Annotated in this window: 17 protein-coding genes and 1 pseudogene; 12 read left to right on the plus strand and 6 right to left on the minus strand. The window is 44.4% G+C overall.

Annotated elements, in window-relative coordinates; all coding sequences use genetic code 11:
- Positions 1 to 26 precede the first annotated feature (26 nt).
- From purR to LPKJCM_RS07560, 4 genes are all read left to right on the plus strand, one after another.
- Positions 27 to 845, plus strand: a complete 819-nt coding sequence (gene purR, locus LPKJCM_RS07545) for a pur operon repressor (RefSeq protein WP_087069590.1) — start codon at positions 27 to 29, stop codon at positions 843 to 845.
- A 20-nt stretch (positions 846 to 865) separates the two neighbouring features.
- Entirely contained in the window at positions 866 to 2,242 is a 1,377-nt protein-coding gene (gene glmU / locus LPKJCM_RS07550; RefSeq protein ID WP_057963380.1) for a bifunctional UDP-N-acetylglucosamine diphosphorylase/glucosamine-1-phosphate N-acetyltransferase GlmU, read from the plus strand.
- Positions 2,243 to 2,318: 76 nt separating this feature from the next.
- Positions 2,319 to 3,299: a ribose-phosphate diphosphokinase gene (locus tag LPKJCM_RS07555; protein ID WP_057963381.1), complete on the plus strand. Its 981-nt coding sequence runs from the start codon at positions 2,319 to 2,321 to the stop codon at positions 3,297 to 3,299.
- Positions 3,299 to 3,670, plus strand: a complete 372-nt coding sequence (locus tag LPKJCM_RS07560; RefSeq protein ID WP_057963382.1) for a DUF3899 domain-containing protein — start codon at positions 3,299 to 3,301, stop codon at positions 3,668 to 3,670. Before LPKJCM_RS07555 ends, LPKJCM_RS07560 begins: the two co-directional genes overlap by 1 nt.
- A gap of 240 nt (positions 3,671 to 3,910) precedes the next feature.
- Here the strand turns inward: LPKJCM_RS07560 and yidA are convergent, their stop codons facing one another.
- From yidA to LPKJCM_RS07575, 3 genes are read right to left on the minus strand one after another with little or no spacing between them, the layout of a single operon-like run.
- Positions 3,911 to 4,720: a sugar-phosphatase gene (yidA, locus tag LPKJCM_RS07565; RefSeq protein ID WP_057963383.1), complete on the minus strand. Its 810-nt coding sequence runs from the start codon at positions 4,718 to 4,720 to the stop codon at positions 3,911 to 3,913.
- 17 nt (positions 4,721 to 4,737) lie between these two features.
- Entirely contained in the window at positions 4,738 to 6,072 is a 1,335-nt protein-coding gene (locus tag LPKJCM_RS07570; protein ID WP_057963384.1) for an HD domain-containing protein, read from the minus strand.
- A 12-nt stretch (positions 6,073 to 6,084) separates the two neighbouring features.
- A complete protein-coding gene (locus LPKJCM_RS07575; RefSeq protein WP_057963385.1) occupies positions 6,085 to 6,912 on the minus strand; it encodes a lipoate--protein ligase family protein in 828 nt (275 codons plus the stop codon).
- Positions 6,913 to 7,077: 165 nt separating this feature from the next.
- Here LPKJCM_RS07575 and LPKJCM_RS07580 point away from each other — a divergent pair, with 165 nt between their 5' ends.
- The 5 genes from LPKJCM_RS07580 (at position 7,078) to LPKJCM_RS07600 (ending at position 12,052) form a co-directional block, all read left to right on the plus strand.
- Positions 7,078 to 7,512: a YwiB family protein gene (locus LPKJCM_RS07580; RefSeq protein ID WP_057963386.1), complete on the plus strand. Its 435-nt coding sequence runs from the start codon at positions 7,078 to 7,080 to the stop codon at positions 7,510 to 7,512.
- A 55-nt stretch (positions 7,513 to 7,567) separates the two neighbouring features.
- Complete coding sequence (gene rpoE / locus LPKJCM_RS07585; RefSeq protein ID WP_057963387.1) at positions 7,568 to 8,185, plus strand: DNA-directed RNA polymerase subunit delta; 618 nt, start codon at positions 7,568 to 7,570, stop codon at positions 8,183 to 8,185.
- A gap of 161 nt (positions 8,186 to 8,346) precedes the next feature.
- On the plus strand, positions 8,347 to 9,963 hold the full coding sequence (gene pyrG / locus LPKJCM_RS07590; protein WP_057963388.1) for a CTP synthase: 1,617 nt from the start codon (positions 8,347 to 8,349) through the stop codon (positions 9,961 to 9,963).
- A gap of 452 nt (positions 9,964 to 10,415) precedes the next feature.
- Positions 10,416 to 11,699 (plus strand): UDP-N-acetylglucosamine 1-carboxyvinyltransferase, encoded by a 1,284-nt coding sequence (murA, locus tag LPKJCM_RS07595; protein ID WP_057963389.1) that lies wholly within the window; start codon positions 10,416 to 10,418, stop codon positions 11,697 to 11,699.
- A gap of 98 nt (positions 11,700 to 11,797) precedes the next feature.
- Entirely contained in the window at positions 11,798 to 12,052 is a 255-nt protein-coding gene (locus LPKJCM_RS07600; protein ID WP_057963390.1) for a type B 50S ribosomal protein L31, read from the plus strand.
- A gap of 130 nt (positions 12,053 to 12,182) precedes the next feature.
- Here LPKJCM_RS07600 and LPKJCM_RS07605 read toward each other — a convergent pair whose 3' ends face one another.
- Together LPKJCM_RS07605 and LPKJCM_RS07610 are read right to left on the minus strand one after the other, a co-directional pair.
- On the minus strand, positions 12,183 to 13,130 hold the full coding sequence (locus LPKJCM_RS07605; RefSeq protein ID WP_057963391.1) for a GRP family sugar transporter: 948 nt from the start codon (positions 13,128 to 13,130) through the stop codon (positions 12,183 to 12,185).
- A gap of 221 nt (positions 13,131 to 13,351) precedes the next feature.
- Positions 13,352 to 14,572, minus strand: a pseudogene (locus LPKJCM_RS07610) (multidrug efflux MFS transporter).
- 59 nt (positions 14,573 to 14,631) lie between these two features.
- Between LPKJCM_RS07610 and LPKJCM_RS07615 the strand changes: the two are divergent.
- Positions 14,632 to 15,351, plus strand: a complete 720-nt coding sequence (locus tag LPKJCM_RS07615) for a class A sortase (protein WP_057963392.1) — start codon at positions 14,632 to 14,634, stop codon at positions 15,349 to 15,351.
- Positions 15,352 to 15,356: 5 nt separating this feature from the next.
- On the opposite strand, the gene LPKJCM_RS07620 is transcribed toward LPKJCM_RS07615, so the two are convergent.
- Positions 15,357 to 15,815 carry a low molecular weight protein-tyrosine-phosphatase gene (locus tag LPKJCM_RS07620; protein ID WP_057963393.1) on the minus strand — a complete coding sequence of 153 codons (459 nt, stop codon included), beginning with the start codon at positions 15,813 to 15,815 and terminating at the stop codon, positions 15,357 to 15,359.
- Between the two features lie 150 nt (positions 15,816 to 15,965).
- Here LPKJCM_RS07620 and LPKJCM_RS07625 point away from each other — a divergent pair, with 150 nt between their 5' ends.
- Together LPKJCM_RS07625 and LPKJCM_RS07630 are read left to right on the plus strand one after the other, a co-directional pair.
- Positions 15,966 to 16,733 (plus strand): hypothetical protein, encoded by a 768-nt coding sequence (locus LPKJCM_RS07625; protein ID WP_057963394.1) that lies wholly within the window; start codon positions 15,966 to 15,968, stop codon positions 16,731 to 16,733.
- Positions 16,734 to 16,790: 57 nt separating this feature from the next.
- Positions 16,791 to 18,173 (plus strand): UDP-N-acetylmuramoyl-tripeptide--D-alanyl-D-alanine ligase, encoded by a 1,383-nt coding sequence (locus LPKJCM_RS07630; RefSeq protein ID WP_057963395.1) that lies wholly within the window; start codon positions 16,791 to 16,793, stop codon positions 18,171 to 18,173.
- The last annotated feature ends 156 nt before the right edge of the window (positions 18,174 to 18,329 follow it).

Raw genomic sequence — 18,329 nt, forward strand, 5'->3', positions numbered from 1 at the left:
TATTACATAAACTCGAGGTGGAATTTTTGAAAGTAAGAAGAAGTGATCGACTGATTGATATGACCCGTTATTTATTGGAGCGGCCACACACACTTGTGCCGTTGACCTTTTTTGCGGATCGTTACGATTCAGCCAAGTCCTCGATTAGTGAAGACTTATCTATTTTAAAACGAACATTTCAAAACCGGGGGACCGGTCTGCTTGAAACCATTCCTGGTGCCGCTGGTGGGACCAGGTTTTTGCCGTACATTCTCAAAGAAGAGGCTCAAGAAGTGGTCAACAAATTAATTGCGGAAATGTCCTCTGACACCCGTTATCTTCCGGGTGGTTATGTCTACATGTCCGATTTGTTAGGCAGTCCGGCAACCTTGAGAGAAATTGGTCGCATTTTTGCGACTCAGTACCTGAACCAAAGTGTCGATGCGGTCATGACCATTGCAACTAAGGGTGTTCCCATTGCTCAAAGTGTGGCTGACTTCTTAAACGTCCCGTTTGTCATCGTCAGACACGATACTGAAATTACCGAGGGATCTACTGTGAACGTGAATTACGTTTCCGGTTCATCAACCCGAATTGAAAAGATGTCTTTGTCAAAGCGTAGTCTAAAGCCTGATTCAAACGTTCTGATTGTTGATGACTACATGCGTGGCGGGGGAACGGTCGGCGGCATGATATCGATGGTCGAGGAATTTGACGCAAATCTGATTGGCGTCGGCGTCGTGGCAGAAAGTACTGCGCCAAACGGTCGGACAATCGGTGATTACACGTCATTGATGCGCGTGGACGCTGAAAACAACACGGTTGTGTCACAGCCTGGGAACTATATCGAGAAAATATTTAATTAAGCATTGGGGAGAAATAGATAATGGCAACAAAAAACACAATTATATTGGCAGCCGGTAAGGGAACCCGGATGAAATCCAAGCTTTACAAGGTTCTGCACCGTTTGTGCGGTAAAACGATGGTTGATCACGTTCTAACTGCTATCGAAAAAGCCAGTATGGATAATGTTGTAACGGTGGTTGGTTTTGGTGCCGACTCCGTCCAACAGAATCTCGGCAGTCGAACGCAATATGTTGTTCAGGAACAACAACTCGGAACTGGGCATGCTGTTTTACAGGCCGAAAAGCTGTTGGGCAATTTGGATGGGATGACGATGGTTGTCAGTGGTGACACGCCATTATTGACCACCAAGACATTTGAAGATTTGTTTAGGTATCACCAAAATAAAAAAGCCAAAGCGACGATTTTGACTTCTAAAGCACCTGATCCAACCGGGTACGGTCGAATTGTCCGCAACGATTTGGGAATTGTTGAAAAAATTGTTGAGCAAAAAGATGCCACCAGAGAAGAACAGGCGATTGATGAAATTAATACCGGTGTTTATGTTTTCGACAACCAGGCATTATTTGATGCGCTGCATAAGCTTACGAACGACAATGCCCAGGGGGAATACTATCTGACTGATGTCATTGAAATTTTGAAATCTGAAGGCGAAACCATTGCTGCCTATAAAATGGATGATTTTGACGAGTCGATGGGGGTCAATGACCGGATTGCTTTAGCTAGAGCAACTAAAATCATGCGCAATCGAATTAACCGTCGGCACATGATGGACGGTATTTCAATGATTGATCCGGAACGAACGTATATCGATGCTGATGTTAAAATCGGCTCCGATACGATTATCGAACCAGGTGTTCAGCTAAAAGGCCACACCATTATTGGAAATGACTGTTATATTGGGGCGAATTCTGAAATTCGTGACTCAATCCTGCATGATCACGTCACTGTGACATCTTCTTTGATTGAAGAGTCTGAGATGATGGATCATTCAGACATTGGACCGAATAGTCATTTGCGTCCAGAAGCCAAAATTGGCAAGCACGTTCATCTGGGCAACTTTGTTGAAATCAAGAAATCATCAATTGACGAGGGGACCAAAGTTGGCCATTTGACGTATGTTGGCAATGCCAAACTCGGCAAGAACATCAACGTCGGCTGCGGTGTCATTTTTGCCAACTATGACGGTGCTCACAAGCATGAAACAACCGTTGGCGATGACTCCTTCATTGGCAGTAATGCCAATTTAATTGCACCGCTGGAAGTTGCGGACCACTCATTTATCGCTGCCGGATCCACCATTAATAAGACAGTTAATCAATACGACATGGCGATTGCCCGTGCCCGCCAAACAAATAAAGCCGGCTATTTTAAAAAATTGCCCTATCAGAAAGATTAACTCTGAATTTTAATTAAAACATTGTATAATTAAGTTATTGAGATGTGAGTTAACAAAAAACATATTGGAGGATCATATGGCTCAGCAATATTTTGATTCGAAACTAAAGATCTTCGCTTTGAATTCTAATCGGCCTTTGGCTGAAAAGATTGCAGAAACGGTTGGCGTTCCGCTTGGCAAGACCTCAGTTGACCGATTTAGTGACGGTGAAATCCGCATCAATATCGACGAAAGTATCCGCGGTGACAATATTTTCATCATCCAGTCAACGTCGGCTCCGGTTAACGATAACTTGATGGAATTGTTAATCATGGTTGATGCCTTACGGCGGGCCAGTGCCGGAATGATTAACGTTGTCATTCCATACTATGGTTATGCCCGTCAGGATCGAAAGGCGCGTTCACGTGAACCAATTACCGCCAAGTTAGTCGCAAATATGTTACAGACTGATGGTGTGGATCGGGTGGTTGCACTTGATTTACACGCTGCTCAGATTCAAGGGTTCTTCGATATTCCCGTTGACCATTTGATGGGCGCACCGCTATTGGCTGATCACTTTATCAAGCAAGGCTTTGGGAGCGATGATGTGGTCGTATCTCCTGATCATGGTGGTGTATCACGGGCACGCGCGCTAGCTGAATTTTTGAAGGCACCGATTGCCATTATCGATAAACGCCGTCCCCGTGCTAACGTTGCCGAGATTATGAATATTATTGGTGATGTCAAGGGCAAACGTTGCTTAATGATTGATGACATGATTGATACTGCCGGAACGATTACGTTAGGCGCCCAAGCATTGATGGACGCTGGTGCCAGCGAGGTTTACGCCTGCTGTACACATCCGGTGCTGTCAGGCCCCGCAATCCAGCGAATTCAAGATTCCCCAATCAAACAACTGGTTGTGACCGATTCGATTCAGTTACCCAAAGAAAAACATATCGATAAAATTGAACAGGTTTCAGTGGGACCTTTAATTGGGGATGCCATTAAACGCATCAATGAAAATAAACCAGTGAGTCCATTGTTTAATAATCGATTTCGTGGTGAAGAGAATTAATGGAGGATTGGATTAAAAAGTCACCAGTTTGGTCTTCGGTTATCGTTGCCGTGCTCATTAACTTTTTGCTAATTCTATTCCAAATGCCGAAGATGGTAATTGGTAACTTGGATTTTTTGGTGGGATTGTTTCTGATTGTTTTAGGATCAGTCTTCATCGTTGGATCTGGTCATCTATTTACCGGTTGGCGGTTTCATATTCGAAAGAAGAACGATCTGGAAGCAGAAAACGACCCGAAGCACCCTAAGGCAAAGGATGTTGGTTCAATCAAAAATCAGCCGATCAAGGTTAGCAAATACGCCCGATATTGCTTGGGCGTTGGTGGTTTTTTGATTGTATTAGGTGTCGTTCTAACTAGTTTACCCAAATGAGATTGAGACGAAGGGCTTTTGATCTCAGAATTTAACGCAATAAGGCGATCATTCCTTAATTTTGGAATGATCGCCTTATTGCGTTAAATGGCCGGGATTAACCGTTTGCTGAGTAAGTTAGGCAAACGGTGGTGGCCGTCGTCCTAAGGTTTGTCAATGTGGAAGGGGGGAGTCTCAGTTGCAATTTGGCATATAGTATCGGGTAATACCCCCCTACTTGATTAATTCTTGTTGAAGTTCTTAACGGTTCACGTATTTGTTGATGGCAAATGCAACGCCATCTTCTGTGTTTGGTTTGGTAATAAATTGAGCCGCTTTTTTTACTTCATCAATCGCATTTCCCATGGCGACTCCCAGTCCCGCAGCTTTCACCATCGTTAAATCGTTGCCCTGGTCGCCAATGGCCATCAGGTTGTCTTTGGTTAAATGCAGCTGATCCGCTAATTCACCCAGCGTTTTGCCTTTGCTGGCCTGCTTGTTCATCATTTCAATGAAGAAGGGTTCGGTTTGGACCACGTACAGCTCATCTCGCAGTTTGGCGGTAATCAGTGCCTTTGCTTTGGTAATATTTTTAGGATAATCGACAAACATCGCTTTTGACATGACCAGGTCTCGGGGAATCTCTTCCGGTGATCTGAATTTGATTGGCAGTCGGACCAGGAAACTTTCCGCAATGCCATATGGGTTGGTGTCTCGGTTAGTTGTATAGATACTATCCGTGGTCTCAATTTGATAATTGACGTTCAACTTGCGACTAAGTATCTCAGTTTCCAAAAAGTCCTCGTAGGTGATCGTGTGATTCACCATCACTTGACCATCAAGGGACTGGGCCATTGCGCCATTGAAAGTGATGGCAAATTCATCGCCACCCTTTATGGCCAGCTTATCCAAATAGGGCTGGACTCCGCTGAGCGGTCGGCCGGTACAAAGAACGACTTTAACGCCGTTTTTGCGAGCTTCACTGATTGCGTCGATGGTTGGCTGTGCCAATTCATTTTTTTCGTTCAAGAGGGTGCCGTCAATATCGATGGCAATGAGTTTGATATCCATGGGAGAATCTCCTTTAGCTATTTAATTAATTTGTCATTTCGAATGTGGCGATTAAATTCATCGTATTCAGGCTGGAACAAGTCGACGTTTTCGTCAGGTTTCAAAATTTCTCTCGGGAAGAAGAACCGGTTATCGCCGGTCTGGCGGTCAGAAATTGCTCGAACCAGTGGGCTGACAGACGACAGTGAAACTAGGGTGCCATCATCTTGCATCAAATGAATTTGCTTTTTGTCTGCATGATAAGCATCATAAGGCAGATCAAAACTATTGTCAGTGGCAGTATAGTAGTCCGGGTTGAATCCGGATTGTTCAATAATTTCTCTCAGCCTGGGCAATAAGTCCGCGGTTGATTTATCGAATTTAACTGATTTAAGTGGCTTTCGGTCAATAAAACGACTGGCTAAGTTGCTTAAAATATCATCCGGGTACCGTTTCCAGTGGATGAAGTAGGTGTTTAACACGCCATCATCCAACTGCAGATAATCATCCAGGTTAAAGTCACCCTTGAAAAATGGCAATAAGAGGTAGGGGGTCTGCGGATCGTGATGAATTTCACCGCTAAAGAGGACTTTTGCCCGTTGCAATAAACGGTTCAAAACGACCTCCATTGCTCGAGATACCGGATGGAAGTACACTTGTTGGTACATTTGGAAGCGACTGACGATGTAATCCTCAACGGCATGCATGCCGCTCATTTCAAAACAGATCCCATCTTTGTAGGGCCGCATGACTTCTAAAATTCTGGAAAGATCAAACGTGCCGTATTTAACGCCGGTGTTATACGCATCCCGAAGCAGATAGTCCATCCGGTCTGCATCTAATTGACTGGAGATCATTTCGACAACCTGCTTGTTGGGATAAGTCTTATTAATCACACTGGCCACCTTTTCGGGAAAGTCGGGGGATACCCTGCGTAAAACCTGGTTAATTTCCGTTTTGGACGATGTTATGATCGCTTGGGTAATCTGTTCATGGTTGGTACCAAAGATGTGCTCAAAGGTGTGTGAGTAGGCACCATGGCCAACGTCATGTAAAAGGGCAGCACAGAGGGCGACTAATTTCTCTGAATCATCCCACAGGCCGTCTCCGGGTTCCTTGGACATAAAGTTTTTCTGAAAAGATTCAATGATTCGTCTGGCAATTTCGTAAACGCCAACCGAATGTGAGAAACGGGAATGTTCCGCCCCGTGGAAAATCAGCGAGGTGGTTCCCAATTGGTGAACCCGCCGTAAGCGTTGAAATTCGGTCGTGTTAATCAAGTCTAAGATGACTTGATACTTGACGTAAACGTAGTTATGAACCGGATCTCTAAAGACCTTTTCTCTTTTTAACTGTTGATGTGCGTAATCCAAAAAAATGCCTCCTTAGACAATTGGTAATTGGTCATTTCTCAGCTGAATTTTACGTAACTGTTTGGCCCGCTCCTCAGTGAATGCCGGTGACAGAATGAAATCAGAACCGCTAGTCACGTCCACTTCAATATTCTGCTGATTAACGCTCTCTAAAAATTTGTGTTCGACGTCTTCAAGCGTGATGTTTGGAAAACCAAGCTGTTGGACCGTGGTCATCATGGACTTGTCGACTTTGGGAAAGGTCCAGCGCGTCTGTGAATAGGCATCGGCCTTCTCATAGAATTCGGCAACGGTTTGACTTCTGGCATCCTGGTTGCCGTTAACACTCAGATAAAGCATTAACACCAAGGCATTGGTCGTCCGTCGTTGAGCAATACCAGCAATTTTCTGGCCATTGACTGACAGATCGTATTTTCCGGGACAGTAGGAATTGGTGACTTCAAAACTCTTGATGTCCAGCTGCGGAAACGACATGCTGATCAGGCCTTTAATGAGTTCATAGGCTTGGTCGATGGTGTACACTGTGTCGGGTTGTGGAATGAACAGCGAAATATTTAAGATTCCTGGATCACTGACCACAGCCAATCCACCGGAATTCCGCAGAAAATAATCGTAGTGATTAGCCAACAGGCTTTTGAGCCCATCCGCCAACTTTGGCAGGTGGCGGTCGTTAATCCCTAAAATCAGCGTTTCTTCTGCCGTCGTCCAAAAATGGATGAATGGCGTAAGCGTCCGGTCACAGATTTCAAGTAATGCATTGGTGTCAGCAAAGGCGTCGAGCTTGGTGCTTTTAGAATAAATTTGATTGATCACGGTAATCGGAACGTTTGTAAAAGACATATGCCAACTCTCCGTTTCATAAATTAAACAATCTATTTAATTATAACAGACATGGGCAAGTAAATAGGTAAAGTTGCCGGAATGAAGCAAGCTAACATCAGTGCAAAATCTTGCCGTGGGATATATAATAAATTAGTTAGAACGAGATTTAAAAGAAGGTGTATTATGGACAACTTAACAACGGGTGTTCCAGTTCAAATTCATTTGGAAACCAATATTTTACAGGAAGGTCAGAAATCAAACTTTGTCTTTGATGTCACCGGCCAATTAGTTCGAGTGGGCAGCAGCCTGTATATTCGTTATGAAGAAGAAACCGAAGATGGCGGGGTGCCGGTTACCATTAAAATTTCAGATAATGGCAACGTGAAATTGACCCGCTCCGGTGAGAATCGGCTGCAGTTATTATTTAGTGATGGTAAGCGGATTGCTGCCCGCTATCGAACTCCCTATGGTTTGATGGACATTCAAACAGTTACTTCTGCGTTGGACATGCAAATTTTATATGCACCGCTGCGAGGCAATATCGGGATTGATTATTTGCTCTATGCCGGCGACACATTATTAGGGAAATACAATATTCGATTGCAATTTACAATCTAATCGAGTATAGTAATTTTTAGACTGTTGTTAGACTGTTGAAAGGACGTGTACCAGTTTGGAGTTAGAAGTCTTTAAAGGCCAAAACAAAAATGAACTATCGATGATTGAGGTCGCCCATGCAATCTTGGCACAACGTGGAGACACGATGCCGTTTGCTGATTTAGCCAATGCGGTTCAGGCTTATTTAGGTGATAGTAACGAGGAGATCCGTGATCGTTTATCACAATTTTATACCGATTTGAACATTGATGGCAGCTTTATCTCACTTGGTGACAATCTTTGGGGCTTGCGAACATGGTACCCTTATGAATCAATTGATGAAGCAACTGTCCATACAGAAGAGGACGAAGATCGCCCTAAGAGAAAGAAACGGCGAAAGGTTAATGCCTTCCTTGCCGATGCCTCAGATGATGACGACGTGATCGATTACGATGACGACGACCCTGAGGATCAAGACGATAGCGACTTTGATGACGATTCAGATGATGATGACGATTCAGACGATGAATCAGAAGATCTTGGCAAGTACAATAAAGACTTGCAGGACATCGACGACGATTCAGATGATGAGGACTTACCTGATGGTATTGAAGGCCAGCTCAACGAATTGAATGATGACGATGATTCATTGGACGACGATGATGATGATTACAATTCAAAAGACGACCATTAATTCTTGACTAATATTTAAAAAGTATGTATTATGTTTTTTGGGCTCCTTGAGTTTCAAGGACATCTGAACGATGATTAAATTGTTCCCTATTCACTTTTTTGGATAGGGATTTTTTTATTTTTGAATTCCCCGGCTAACTATCAAGAGGAGAGGATTATATAATGACCAAATATATTTTTGTTACTGGTGGCGTTGTTTCTTCCTTAGGAAAAGGAATTGTTGCAGCATCACTAGGCCGATTGTTGAAAAATCGCGGGTTGAACGTGACCATCCAAAAGTTTGATCCCTATATCAACGTTGACCCAGGCACGATGAATCCCTACCAACACGGAGAAGTTTTCGTCACGAATGATGGCACGGAAACCGACCTGGATCTTGGCCATTATGAACGGTTTATTGACAACAACCTCAATAAATACTCCAACGTGACGACTGGTAAGATATACGACGAAGTCCTCCGAAAAGAGCGTCATGGTGATTATCTCGGAGCAACCGTTCAGGTGATCCCTCACATTACCGGGATGATTAAAGAAAAGATTATGCGGGCTGCCAAAGTTTCAGATGCTGAAATTGTCATCACTGAAATCGGTGGAACGGTTGGTGATATTGAATCACTGCCATTTCTGGAAGCCATTCGCCAAATGAAGACTGAAGTTCGCGACGAGAACGTGTTCTACGTTCATACCACGCTAATTCCTTATTTGAGAGCTGCCGGCGAAATGAAGACTAAGCCAACCCAGCACAGTGTTAAAGAGCTCCGTGGCGTGGGAATTCAACCGAACTTATTGGTTGTTCGTTCAGAAAAGCCAATTACGGATTCAATGCGTAAAAAGATCTCGCTCTTCTGTGATGTGAAGCCACAAGCGGTTGTTGAATCGCTTGATGTGCCGACCTTGTACACGATTCCATTAAACTTACAAAAGCAGGGGATGGATCAGCAGATTCTCGACCACTTTGGCATCGACAAACCAGCCGCTGATATGACTGAATGGAAGAAATTGGAGCATCACGTTCAGCATCTTAAGCGGACAATTCATATCACCTTGGTTGGCAAGTATGTCGGCCTTCAGGATGCCTACATTTCCGTTGCCGAAGCCTTAAAGCACGCCGGCTACGTGGTCGACGCCGATATTGATTTAGAAATGCTTGACTCAGAGAAGATTACCCCAGACAATGTGGCTGAATTGTTGTCCGGTGCAGATGGTGTGATTGTTCCTGGCGGATTTGGTGATCGAGGAATTGAAGGAATGATTACCGCAATCAAATACGTGCGTGAACAAGACATTCCATATCTGGGTGTTTGCCTGGGAATGCAAATGGCCTGTGTTGAATTTGCCAGAGACGTTCTGTCATACCCGGACGCTAACTCAACTGAAATGAATCCACGAACTAAACACAATGTGATTGACCTCATGGCTGATCAAGAAGATGTTCATGATATGGGCGGTACCCAGCGTTTAGGCGCTTATCCATGCAAATTGAAGCCGGGCACGGTTGCCGCAAAGGCCTATGACAATGCCGACGTTATTTCTGAGCGTCACCGTCACCGTTATGAATTTAATAACGCTTACCGGGATGCGATGGAGCAAAACGGGATGGTCATTTCCGGGACTTCACCAGATAATCACTTGGTTGAGGTCGTAGAAATTCCAAAGAACCGTTTCTTTGTTGGTTCACAGTATCACCCAGAGTTCATTTCCCGTCCCAACCGTCCAGAAGGACTCTTTAAGGATTTCGTTGCTGCGGCTAATGATCTATATCTTGAAAAAAATAACTAAACTGTCTATAAATGACGGTGAACCTCGAGACTTGATTTGACTGACAGTCAACAGGATAAATGAAGCGCTGACCCAGCAATGGGATGGCGCTTTTTTTCAGGAGCTTTCGGATGGTGTCACCGACTCTTTGGAGAATCGTCGAAGAAGTAGTTCAAGTCATCTGTTGATTCATGAAACAAACAAGTCGGACAGTTTGATTTTAAAAGCGCTTTTGGGTTCACGAGTTATCGTTTATCGCAAACGAGCGGCTACTTTTGCTTGTAATATTTCGCGATAAACGGCGTCGGAGTAAGCCAACCAGCACTTATCAAATGAAAACCCTTGTACGGAACAATTGTTTTAATTGTTACAGATTGTATAATTCAAGTATAGGTATTGTTTTTTGTGTAGATATTGGATAATATGTTTCATGACATGAAAAATGTGCGAATACAAAAAGCGAGGAATTTTTGATGAGTAAACTAATCATAAATGGAGGGAAACGGCTGTCCGGAGAGATATCGATCGGCGGTGCTAAAAACAGCACGGTTGCGCTTATCCCTGCTGCAATATTAGCGGATACCCCCGTTAGGTTCGACTCGGTCCCAGACATTTTAGATGTTCATAATTTAATGTTAATTTTAAAATCCATGAACGTTTCGTCTGCCTTTAAGGGTGACGTCTTAACAATTGATCCAACTAATATTGTTGAGGCACCGTTGCCAAGTAAGGCAATTAAGAGCTTGCGTGCATCCTACTATTTTATGGGCGCCCTATTAGGCCGCTTTCAGCGTGCCACCGTTAGTTTTCCCGGTGGTGATAATATCGGGCCACGGCCCATTGACCAACATATTAAGGCATTTAAGGCTTTGGGGGCTGAAGTCAGCGAACATGATGGCACCGTCACCATCAAGACCGGACCAGACGGCCTGCATGGTGCCCAGATTTTCTTGGACATCGTTTCTGTCGGTGCGACGATTAACACCATCTTGGCATCGGTTAAAGCCCCTGGAACAACGGTCATTGGCAACGCTGCTAAGGAACCAGAAATTATTGACATTGCCACTTTCTTGAATAATATGGGTGCTAATATTCGCGGGGCTGGTACCGATGTGATCCGAATTGAAGGGGTGCCGACGCTTCAGGCACGAAACACGCATACAATCATTCCCGATCGAATCGAGGCGGGTACCTATCTATCACTTGCCGCTGCTGTAGGTGATGGGATTTTGATCACCAATATCATTCCAGAACATTTAGAAGCGTTCGTTGCCAAATTAGAAGAGATGGGCTGCGACTTAACAGTTTATGAAGACAGCATTTATGTGGGACCTTCACATGACTTGAAACCAATCCGGATTAAAGTGATGCCTTATCCTGGATTTGCCACTGATCTTCAGCAGCCGTTAACACCGTTGCTGTTCAGGGCGAAGGGTAGAAGTGTAATCATTGATACGATCTACCCCAAACGAATTAAGCACATCACCGAGTTAAACAAACTAGGCGGCAAAGTTAAATCTGAGGATACCGACGAAGGGATCATTGTGGTTGATAATTCACCCAAGCTGATTGGTTCTAAAGTTCAGGCTGGTGAGATTCGTGCCGGAGCATCACTGGTCATCGCCGGGCTCATGGCCCAGGGAACCACCGAGATCTGCCATGCCGACAACATCCTTCGTGGCTACGGCAACATCGTCGATAAGCTGCGGGGTGTGGGTGCCGACGTTAAATTAGAAGTTGAAGAAAGAGTCAATTGATGATTGATTGACGATTTTATTTATGGTACACTAACAAAGTTGACTAATCGATAATCTCTGGGTCATTGAATTGATTCAGGGCAAAGGAGCGATATATAATGAAAAAAGGAATTCATCCAGCATATCAACAAGTTGTATTTCAAGATTCATCTACAGGTTTCAAGTTTATCTCAGGATCAACTAAAACCTCTGATGAAACCATTAAGATGGACGATGGCAACACTTACCCATTGATCCGTGTTGAAATTTCATCAGATTCACATCCATTCTACACTGGTAAGCAAAAGTTCAACCAAGTAGATGGTGCCGTAGATCGTTTCAACAAGAAATACGGTCTTACAGACAACAAATAAGCGTTTCAAAAACGAGGAACTCAAGGGTTCCCCGTTTTTTGTATTGGCATAACTTGGTACTGTGGCCAGCACAGTTTGCCAATCTCTTTTAAATGAAATTGGTACTGCGATCATAGAAAATGACGGATTATTATGACAGCATTTTTAAGTTAGTGATTAAAATACTACCGATGATGACTAACACGGTCCCAATGACAATTTTAACCATCTGATCGGCGGTTTTATATTCATGTAGGATGTAAATGCCACCAAACGTTCCCACAACAATCCCTAGCTGTGAAAGGGTCGTGGCGGTTGCCTGCCCGATAGCCGGGTTTGCGGCAGAAATGAACATGAACAGGTTACCGATCGCCCAGGTAATGCCGGTTGTAAAGTTCTTGACGACTGGCATTTTGAAGAGCTGATATTCATGAAGGACAAACAGGGCAATCAGGATTGAGCCAATGATTTGCCCAATTGCCTGTGGGGTGACGATGGCGGTCATGTAGTTGATCCCGTCGTTGGCGTTGTGGATGCGCGACGTGATAAAGCCAAATCTTACCAATAAATTTGGAAAGATAAAATACAGTGCAAAGCCAATCGTTGATACTAATAACGCTAGCAGCCCTTCACTATAGCTTTTGGGGTGACTTTTTGAAATGCGCTTTTCTGCCTTGGATCTCGCTGCAATTGCCAAGGCACCGATGGTCACCAGGGCAATTGAAATGATGCCAAAAACCCAGACTCTAACGGTGGTCCACTCGCCAAGAATCGTCGCTGCCAACAGGGCGTTAGCAACTATTTGGGCAGCTGTTGAAAGTGGAAAGGCCGCAGAGCCACCCATTTTCTTGTAAGCGATAAATTGACCGGCGGTTCCAACAGCCCAGAAGAGCCCGGAACATAGCCCAACCAGCCAGATGCGCCAGGAGACTTGAATGCCGCTTGGGTTGACGAAAAAGAGGTAGACACCAAGCCCCAGAATCAGGGCACCGCATGACTCCCCAAACGTTTGCTGGGCCGCAGAGCCACCCATTTTTGTTCCAATAATGCCGGTGGCACCCCAAGTGAGCGGCGGGATTAACGCTAATAAAATACTCATAATAAATTCTCCTGATATTTAGTTTTCTAAAATTTTGAATAACAGGAAAAATTATATCACACCGGCAACGAAAAGATGATTCGGACTTGGCCAATCACTGGTAAAAATTTCAGAAATGACGGCAGTCACTTGATAAAAAATAACGATTTCACTCGCCCAATCCGACATGGAGTCAGAAAAAAACAACCTAAAAGTAGATTGTTTTATTTGATGGTTCGATTCTATTGTTGTCGTGCCTGACGCATCTCACGTGTATTGTTGAATACCAATGTAAGGTTAATAACAACCAGTACGGCCGTTGAAATGAAAACGCCGGCATAATCAAACGAAGTTGCCACCACTGACCCAATCATTGGGCCGGCAACATTACCCATTGCTTGGAATGACTGGTTCCAACTGAAGACACGACCGGTAACGTGCGGTGGTGTGTTTTTGGCAAGAATCGACTGGACCGCGGGCAGCATTGAAGCGTTGGCTACCCCGATCAAAAACCGTAAACCTATCAATTGTCAGACGTTAGTGACAAATGCCATTGGGACATAAACGATAATCGCCAGGATGAAGCCGACCAGCAAGACGCGATCGGCGCCGATCCGATCTCCCAGTCGACCAAGTACAGGGGCAGCCGCCAAAGTCGCAATTCCCGGCACCGCAGCGACAATCCCGCTATAAAACGTGGTTGCTGGGCTGTTATCCATGATTTGGCGGACATATAATGCTAAAATTGGAACGATGGAGTTGTTGGCAGCTTGAATAATCATGGTCGTCACAAACATTCCCAGTACTAACTTTGAGTTGGCCAGTTCGCCAATTACCTCACGGGTGTTTAACATCTTCGACTTGGCAACGGGTTTGAAATCTTCATGTACCATTAAGGTGGTGACTAGGAAAACACCGACGAACAAGGCTCCCGTGATGAAGAATGTCACTCGATAACTGAAGAATGAGGCTAAGGTACCCCCAAGTAATGGGCCAAGAAGGGCACCAGACACGTTGCCGGTTACCAAGGTTCCAAGTGCCTGGCCGCTTCTGCGTTTCGGCACCTGAGTGGCAATCAAGGCGTTTGCGTTGCTAATGTATCCAGAGAAGACCCCCTGAAGGAGTCGCAGGCCGATTAATTGCCAAACGTTGGTAACCAATCCCATCAAGATGAAAACGATGGCCATTCCGGCAGACGCTCTGACCAGCATCAATTTGCGGCCGGTTCGGTCAGCCAGTTTCCCCCAGAGTGGTGATGCAATGGCAGTCACAAAGTAGCTGGCCGCAAACGCTAATCCACTGTAAAGGCTTAATTCGTTATGTGTGAAATGGCCCAGCGAATCAACGTATAGCGACAGGAACGGCATGACTTCGCTGAAGCCGATTCCTGCCATGAAGGTTCCAAACCAAAGAACGGCCAGATTACGCCGCCAGGAGTTTGGACCAACTTGTTTTGTTAACAATGAGGTTCCTCCTTTATTATTCTGTACATATTAAAATTCCGTGTGGTGTGGAGGTAGTTATGAGAAAAGGACTTCTCAAAAAAGTATTGATTAACGTGGTTTTTGTGCTGCTGTTAATAGTCGCTTTGGGGATGATTTTTAATCGCCCAATTAAGAATGAACTGATCAAATCTTATCAACCCAAAATAACGCGGCAGACCGTTGCCAAAACTGAACGGCGGGCCAAAGCGCAAACTAAACGTCACAAGCAAAATGTCAGTTATGATTTCAAAAAGTTGAAATCCCTTGATTTTCAAACTGCTGCTCGAGCGCGAATGAATACGAACGCCATCGAGGTTGTCGGTGAAATTTTGCTGCCCAAATCACACATTCATTTGCAAATTGGGTTGGGAGTGGCCAATAACACTTTGGCGTTAGCCGCTGGGACGATGCGCCCTGATCAACAGATGGGCAAGGGCAACTACCCGTTGGCTGGTCATCACATGGTCAATCGCCACGTATTGTTTGGCCCCCTTTATTTTAAGACTAAAGTCGGTGATCAGATCTATCTGAGCAATATGACTCGAGTCTATCAATACAAGGTTTACCAGCGAAAGTTCATTGCTGCTACCAGGGTTGATGTTGTCCGCCAAACCAGGCAGCCAATTGTTACCTTAATTACCTGTGATGCCACTGGAGCCGGTCGTTTAATGATCCGCGGTAAGCTGCAGAAGAGCTATCGAGTCAGCCAAGCAACACCAAAATTAAAACGAGCCTTATTGGGACCCGTCAATAATTAGATCAATTAGCGCTTAATTTTATCCAGCCACTTTGGCAGGGTTTCTGATAACTGACGGTAAGTTCGACCAAATTTGTGGTCAAACCAGGGATCTGGGATCTCTTCTCCCTGCTTTTCCGGAATAATGTTGTAGCACAGGAAAATCTTTTTCCGATCTGCTATCGGCGCCATCTGATTGAGATAAAAGATGTTTTGATTATCCATTGCGATGATGTAATCAGCCTGATCAAAATCATCTTTGGTGATGGGTGTCGATACTTTGTTGCCGACTGATAGGCCGTGTTTCGCTAATTCGGCAATCGCCCCGGGATGCGGGGGATTGCCCTGCTCTTCGGTACTAATTGCTGCAGAAGCAACGGTAATTTGATTTTCCAAATGGACATCTTTCACCATTTGACGAAACATGACCTCGGCCATGGGTGAACGGCAGATGTTTCCCAGACAAACAAATAATACGTTAGTCATATTAATAACCTCACACTAATATTACGTTAACCACCATGTTACCAATGAATTAAGAAAAGGGCAAATTGGGACATTTCTGTCTTAATTATAAGACATCTAAAGGCGAGGGTAGTACAATTAGTTTAGATATAAATACGGGGTAATGAAACGATGAAGGGCAATTTGATTTTTATAAATACGAATCCAATCTCCAACATGATTTTATCATCAGGGATAACTGCGGCCGATTTCATTAACGGCTTGGACGAATTGCCTCAAAATATTATTTTGTTGAATAATGATGATCAGGCTGCTAATGGATACAACTCCCATTCAAAGTTTAACCTTATTAACGGAACCGGGGAGATTCGAACATATTTGCTTCGAAATCCCGATCAGAAGAAAAAGTTTATCGATTTCGACATGGAGGATAGTGTGAACAATCTGTCACCATTTGAGATCGCTGAATTGCTGTATCTCGCTCATATGGGGACGCCGATGGGCCGACCCTTTTCATCTAAATTAAACAATCATTATATTTACTTGAGTCAAGACAATGGGACAATTCGCTCGTACTACCGCCGTTTTTCGGATTTTAATCACGTTTTGGAAATTGCAATCAAACGGAATTTACGGGTGACCCACAATACTTTGAGAGTGTTTTTACGGCCACTTGCGATCAAGGACATTGACCGCTCGATTCTCTTGGATTTAATTACCAAAGCAAATGACGGTTTGTTCATCTCGTTTGATTCGCTGCGTGAACGATCCCGGACTTATCATATTCCTCTGCGGATTTTAAGGAACCCGGACCAGGTTTCGATTATCCTGCGGACTGGAAAGGTCGATGAAAATACCATCTATGCGGGTGATTTGACCTATAATTTACAAACATCAAAATGGCATTTAAAATGGCAGGATCAAACGGTGGGTGTTTAGCCGTTTGTTTTTTTGTTATAATTAACTTTAACTATTTAATAATTGGAGCGTTCAATCATGAAAATGACGATTGGTGAAGTTGCGCAAGCAATTAATGCTAACACTGAAAATTTTGACAAAGCAAAGCTGGATGAATCTTTGACCGGCGTCTGCTTTGACAGCCGGAAAATCAAAGCAGGTCAATTGTTTATTCCATTGGTTGCCGAGCATGACGGCCACGATTACATCGACAACGCGATTGTGGGTGGGGCTTCCGCCACTCTTTGGGGAGCCGATCACGTCGATCGACTGCCATTGAAGATTCCTGCTTTGGTCGTTGATGATCCGCTGGCAGCCTTCCAGTCGCTCAGTAAATATTACTTGGATAAGATTAATCCGCGGGTCATTGCCGTGACGGGTAGTAATGGCAAAACGACCACCAAGGATATGATTGCCGCCATTTTATCCAGCACTTTTAATGTGACTAAAACCCAGGACAATTTTAATAATGAAATCGGCCTGCCCTATACGATTCTGCAGATGGAATCAAACACCGAATTTCTGGTTGCGGAGATGGGGATGGATCGACCCGGACAACTGGACTTTCTGTCGAAACTGGCCCAACCGGATGTTGCGGTCATTACGATGATTGGGGAAGCTCACATTGAGTTCTTCGGTACTCGGGATAAGATTGCCGATGCAAAGATGGAGATCACTCATGGATTAAAAGCGGATGGCTTCTTTGTGTATGACGGTGATGAGCCACTGCTCAGAGCCCGTGCTCAACAAGTGGATGTTGTTAAATCAACATTTGGTAGGGAAGCGGTTGACGATATTTTTGCGACCGATTCCAAAGATGGCCAGTATCAAACTGACTTTCACGTTAACTTGTGGCCGGAGATTGACTTCGCTATTCCGATGATGGGTGATTATAACGTGAATAATGCCCTGGCTGCGATTTCAGTTGGGCGGATTTTCCGAATTCCTCCTGAAATAATGGCTCAGAAGTTGACCAAATTTGACTTAACCAAGAACCGGACCCAGTGGCTCGTCGGCGCTAAGGGTGAACGCATCTTGAGTGATGTCTACAATTCCAACCCAACTGCCGCAAAAGAAGTCCTGAACGCTTATCAGAATACGAGTGTTAATGGCCGGCGGATTGCGGTACTAGGTGATATGCTGGAGCTTGGGACACAGTCAAAAGCTATGCACGCATCTCTGGTCGAGGCACTTGATCCGGCGTTCATCCCGGTGGTTTACTTGATTGGGTCTGACATGGCCGCACTTTATGAGAAATTAAAACCGGTCTATGCACCAGAGAATCTGCATTACTATCAAGCGGATCAGCTGGAACAATTGACGACCGATCTTCAAGCTGAATTGTCTGCCAATGATGAGGTGCTGTTGAAGGCTAGTCACGGTCTTCATTTAGAAAATGTTGTTGCTAAGTTGGTTAAATAAGGCCATCAGCGCAAGAGTTGGCTTGTTTTGCTTGCTTAATGTTATGTGACGGTGTAAACTAAAAAGGTTATTTTGTAATAAATGATTGTAGGTCAAGTGGCCGACGCATTCCGGGAAACGGATTTTTCCCCAGTCGGCTGCGGAACCTTGATTGTT

The sequence above is a fragment of the Lentilactobacillus parakefiri genome (assembly GCF_002157585.1).
Lineage (GTDB): Bacteria > Bacillota > Bacilli > Lactobacillales > Lactobacillaceae > Lentilactobacillus > Lentilactobacillus parakefiri.